The sequence below is a fragment of the Clostridium sp. genome (assembly GCF_032552055.1).
In the GTDB taxonomy this organism is placed as follows: domain Bacteria; phylum Bacillota; class Clostridia; order Clostridiales; family Clostridiaceae; genus Clostridium.
In genome coordinates this window covers 1-5,424 of record NZ_JAWGSV010000211.1, presented here as the reverse complement: position 1 = coordinate 5,424, position 5,424 = coordinate 1, and the positions used below count along the sequence as shown (strand labels likewise).

Here is a 5,424-nt window from a genome sequence, read left to right as displayed (position 1 = left end):
ATTATAAATTAAAAATAATTCTTTAGTAAATTATCTAAATTGAAAGAATCGATCTTTTAATTTAAATATAAGTTGTTTAGATAACTTCATATATTAATTATTTTCAACACTAAATAAAACTTTATAAAATGTAAAAACTTAATTACAACTTATATATTAATTATACTTTATAGTTATGCAAATTCACAATATTAGCCTTATCAGCAAATCCTACATTAAACCATGGAAATTCTTTATTTACATTTTCTATTGATTTCGATAGCCATCTAACATACGGGTCATATATATAATTTATTAAATTCTCGTCCTCTATGTGATAATAAGGACATAAGTCAAATTCTCTTGCTCCCAACAACACTACACCAGAGAAATGGTAAAATAATAGAGGTGAATCATCTAAATACACTACATTATTCTTTTTTGAAACTTTATAATTTTTTATATTCCACAATGCAGCATTTGCTCCAATAGATTTTACTATATGAACATTTTTAAATATATTAGGCCAGTCTTCTACATACCTTTGGTCTCCAAAGGTTTTATTAACTATATCATATTCAATAGTGCACTTTTTTAAACACCTATCCCCCCAAAGTTTTATTGCTGCTTTTGCTTCATTATTATTTTTAAATCCTACAAATCCTGTATTATATAATCCGCTTAATTCATAATAGTGCTTAAACTCTTCTGAATTTCTATGATCTATGAGAAAAATTGATGCATCAGAATTCTCATTAAAAATATAATCTAAGTCAGAAAAAAAGAATAAATCTGCATCTACATGTGCATAATATTCTGCATTGTCATATTTATTAACAATATAATATAAAAAAATAGGCTTTAGTGTCCAACAATATTCATGAAATATTCTATTAGACTTAGCTATTTCTAAATCATGATTATTTTCCTCTACATCCTTTAGTTGTACTAAAATGATATTTTTAAAACCTATTTTATTTAGTATATTGTAAACAGAATCATTCATACATAGAATAAATAACTTAAAATCACTACAACAATTCTCTAAAGAAACATACATTGGTATTAATTTAAATAAATTTGATTCCGATAATATCATTGATAAATGATATTTATTCATAGGCACCCTCCTCTTCAGTACATTTTCAGAATTTAATAATAAACATTATAAATATCTCTTATTAACGCTAACATCGCTTCTGTAAAGTATTTAATTCCAAATATATCTCTTAAAATTTTAACTTCCATAATTAATTTGTTTACATCAATATCTATAGTTGGCATAACTTTATTTATATCCATAGCACCTTCTATAACGTAGCGTCGTCTACATGTTTGAAGTAATTCTAAAAATATACCTAAAAGAGGCCTAAAATAGCTTACAGCTATCATATTATTTATATCTTTAGTTAATTCATTAAAATCATAATCATTAATTGATGTTATTCCAGCCGTACAAACTAATATTACATCTATAAAATAATTATTATTGTATTTTTTACATATATAATTTATATTTTCACGGGTTTCAAATATATTATTATTGGTAGGATGTTCTTGGTGAACACTTAATATATTTTTATCAAATATAAATTTGCTACCAGATTTATATAGCCTTATTCCTAAGTCATAGTCTTCAAATCCATATCCAACTATATTTTCATCAAACATTCCTACTTCTATAACTCTGTTTCTTTCTACAGAAGCATTATTAGTTAAAAAAAATCTCCAAGGCAGAAGATAGTCTTTTAATTCATCATTGTGATTTTTCAATATCTCTTTTAACCCTCGTATAAATTCTGCATCTAAGTCAAAAGATTTGTTTAAATAGCTTCCATCAATTATTGATTCAACATCTATTAATGGGTATTTATCTATCAGATTAAAATTTCCATCCGGCTTACTCACTGTTTTATCTAAATAATTCTCAATGCTTAATTTTAATTCTTTGTAATAGAAAGTAAAAATCCTTTTCCAGAGGATTCCACATACAACTATATTTTTTTCTTCATGATTTTTTAAATGCCTAGTTATAAAATCTCTACTTGCTATCATGTCACTATCATGAAATATTAGAATATCACCAACTGCTCTTCTTATTCCTTCATTTCTTCCACGAGCTATTCCTCTATTTTCTTCAAGTCTAACAAATTTAAAGTTAAATTTAGCTTTAAAATTTTCTAACATTTCTATGGTATTATCATTAGATCCATTATCGACTACAATAACTTCAAAAATATTGAAGCCACAATCTTGATTATTTAAGGATATAAGATTGTAGTATAATCGCTCTTTAGAATTATATGCTGGTATTATAACACTTGCTTTCATTTCGTCTCTTCCCCTTTTAATCTTTTCTAATTATCATCAATAGCAGCTACAGTAATATATTCCTTAAATTCTGGATCTATCTTTTCAACATCATCAATAATTTTTCCCAAAACTCTTCTATATATTTGATAAATAAATGGTATATTTGCCCTGTCTTGTTCATGAACCTGCCTAATATCATTTTTACTAACTATTCTAAAACCGCTAAAGTGATAAAATACCAATTTATTATTATTTACCAATATATTATCATTTAAAACTGTAAACTTATACTTCAAACTATTCCAATGCCCAATATTTACTCCTTGAGATGTTATTTCGTAAACATTATTAAATAGGAATGGCATATCATCAAGATATTTTTGATCCCCAAATTTATTATCTTCAGGATTTGAAGTACAACTTTCTACACACATTTTATCCCACCAATTAACACATGCTAGTCCGTCGATATCTTTTTTAAAGCTAATAAACCCCGAGTTAAAATTCCCAGTGAGAGATTGTATAGTATTATTAACATCTTTCGAATACATAGGCAAAAACACTTCTCCACTAGATAGTAATACAGAAGCATATGGTTGATTTTGAAATATTACATTAGGATTTTGATAAAAAAATAAATCTGAATCTATATAAGTTACCCTTTTAATTGATTCCTCTAAAGTAAGGATATACTTTATAAAACCAGGTTTTAATGTCCAACAATATTGATTTAATTTTCTTGAAGCTTTGATTGCTAACAAATCTTCTCTATTTAATTCAGAAATTGTTACTAACACTATTTTATCAAAATTTATTTTCTTAAGAAATTCATAGCATTTTTCATCTACACAAAGGATATATACTTTAAAATCATTCATAGTTTTATGCAAAGATAAAAAACATGCAATTGCCTGAATTAATCTAGTCCTTGATACAACCATACAAAAAACACTTTCTTGCATTATTTATCTCTCCTTTTTAAGGAAATCTTCATACCATTCTATAGTTTTACTTAGTCCCTCATCTATCGTATAATTTGGATTCCATCCTAATACAGTTCTTGCTTTCTTTGCTGATAAATATTGGTGTATTATTTCATTACTTCCTTGATTTAATATTATAGGTTTTATATCACTACTCATAATCTTCAATATTTTATTAACTAGTTCTAAAACTGTTATTTGTATTTCATTACTAAAATTAAAAGCTTGTCCTCCTAAGTTAAGCTCTACAACTTTTTCAGCTAAATTAATATATGCGTCTACTGCATCCTCTATATAAAAATAATCACGAATAAAGCTTCCGTCACTTCTTATTACGGGAGCTTCCTTATTTAATATAGATTGAATACTTTGAGGAATAATTCTATTGAAATTTAAATCCCCACCACCATAAAGATTTCCACATCTTGTAATACATACTGGTAGCTTGTAAGTCTCATAATAAGTTTGAGCAATTAAATCTGTACAACTTTTTGAAACATCATAGGGATGCTTTCCTTGCAGTGGCATATTTTCATCATATGGAAGTTTTTCTTGGTCCCCATAAGCTTTATCACTAGATGCTACTATTACTTGTTTAATTAATGGACTTTTTCTTGCTGCCTCAAGTATATTCCAAGTTCCTTCTATATTAGATTTAAAAGTTCCGAGTGGATTTCTATTTGCAACTCCAACAATAGCCTGGGCTGCTAAATGAAATACTGTATCTATCTCATATTCTCCAAGTGCTCTTTCTATTAATAAATAATCTTCTAACATACCGTGTACAACATTAACCTTTTTATATTCTTCTCCAATATATATATTAGATTGTGGTATATAATCTCTTACTAAGATAGTTACATTAGCCCCATAGTTTACTAATTTTTTAACTAAATAACTTCCTAAAAATCCAGTACCACCAGTTACAAAAACATTTTTATTATTCCAAAACTTATTTACCATATTTTCCAATCTCCTCTTCCTTCGTTCCAAATTTTATTTACATTATTTATATCATTTAAAGTGTCCATAGCAGTCCAAAAACCATTATGAATATATACTGCTAATTCATTATCTTTAACTAATTTTTTTAATGGATTTTGTTCTAAAACGCATGTTGTATCATTTTCCAAATAATCAAATATTTCTGGCTCAAAAATAAAAAATCCACCATTTATTATTCCATCAGTACTCTTCTTCTCATCAAAAGATTTAGCTAATCCATCTTCTATAGTTAAAATTCCATATTGACTTTTCTTATATATTCCTGTAACTGTAGCTATTTTGCCTTGCTCTTTATGAAATTTTAATAATTTATCTATATTTATGTCTGCTAGTCCATCTCCATAAGTTAACATAAATGTTTCATTTCCAATATACTTTTGAGCCCTTTTTAATCTTCCCCCTGTCATGGTTTCAATACCTGTATCAATGAAGTTTATCCTCCATGGCTCTGGTTCAGAATCTATATTAATATTCCCACTTTTCATATCTAAAAGAAAATTTCTAGTTTTCCATGAATAATCTATAAAATATTCTTTTATTTTTTCACCCTTATAGCCTAATAAAAACATAAAATCATTAAATCCATAATGACTATATATTTTCATTATGTGCCATACTATGGGCATCCCCCCAACCTCACATAAAGGCTTAGGTACATTCATTGTTAACTGACTCATTCTAATTCCTTTTCCTCCAGCAAGTATAACAATTTTCATCTTTTGCCCTCCATTTTCTCTTCTAATTAGTTTTGTTATTTTTTAAATCTACTATTGAATCCAGGTCTAAATATCCACCATGATTGTATTCATCGTATAAAATTATAAATACCAAAATATTTATGGATCTATCATACAGCTGAGAAGTTACTATCTCATGACTAATTTTTATAATAGATTTATCTTTAATAAACTCATTAACATCACATTCTAATTTTTCTATATTTGTACCTTTTATTATCTTCACCTTCATATTAATTACCTATCCCCTAGCACTTTTCATAATATATATTATTCATAAACTTTTATTGTGCTACTAATTTTCATGTATTACATTTAGATGTAGTTACTTCTCTAAGGATTCATCTGTTTCACTAGTATTATGAAATATGTTATTAATTTTTTATAATATCGTATACTTAAATCTT

The 5,424-nt window shown here is 26.5% G+C and carries 6 protein-coding genes; all 6 read right to left on the bottom strand.

Annotation, left to right across the window (positions count from 1 at the left end):
- Positions 1 to 160 precede the first annotated feature (160 nt).
- From E6248_RS12475 to E6248_RS12450, 6 genes are read right to left on the bottom strand one after another with little or no spacing between them, the layout of a single operon-like run.
- The gene (locus tag E6248_RS12475) at positions 161 to 1,099 is read right to left on the bottom strand and encodes a hypothetical protein (RefSeq protein WP_316341125.1); all 939 of its coding nucleotides are present in this window, start codon (positions 1,097 to 1,099) and stop codon (positions 161 to 163) included.
- A gap of 32 nt (positions 1,100 to 1,131) precedes the next feature.
- Complete coding sequence (locus tag E6248_RS12470; protein WP_316341124.1) at positions 1,132 to 2,310, bottom strand: glycosyltransferase family 2 protein; 1,179 nt, start codon at positions 2,308 to 2,310, stop codon at positions 1,132 to 1,134.
- A gap of 26 nt (positions 2,311 to 2,336) precedes the next feature.
- Complete coding sequence (locus E6248_RS12465; RefSeq protein WP_316341123.1) at positions 2,337 to 3,254, bottom strand: hypothetical protein; 918 nt, start codon at positions 3,252 to 3,254, stop codon at positions 2,337 to 2,339.
- Positions 3,255 to 3,257: 3 nt separating this feature from the next.
- Complete coding sequence (locus E6248_RS12460) at positions 3,258 to 4,238, bottom strand: GDP-mannose 4,6-dehydratase (protein ID WP_316341122.1); 981 nt, start codon at positions 4,236 to 4,238, stop codon at positions 3,258 to 3,260.
- On the bottom strand, positions 4,232 to 4,996 hold the full coding sequence (rfbF, locus tag E6248_RS12455; RefSeq protein WP_316341121.1) for a glucose-1-phosphate cytidylyltransferase: 765 nt from the start codon (positions 4,994 to 4,996) through the stop codon (positions 4,232 to 4,234). Before rfbF ends, E6248_RS12460 begins: the two co-directional genes overlap by 7 nt.
- A gap of 22 nt (positions 4,997 to 5,018) precedes the next feature.
- The gene (locus E6248_RS12450; RefSeq protein WP_316341120.1) at positions 5,019 to 5,249 is read right to left on the bottom strand and encodes a hypothetical protein; all 231 of its coding nucleotides are present in this window, start codon (positions 5,247 to 5,249) and stop codon (positions 5,019 to 5,021) included.
- Positions 5,250 to 5,424: the final 175 nt, after the last annotated feature.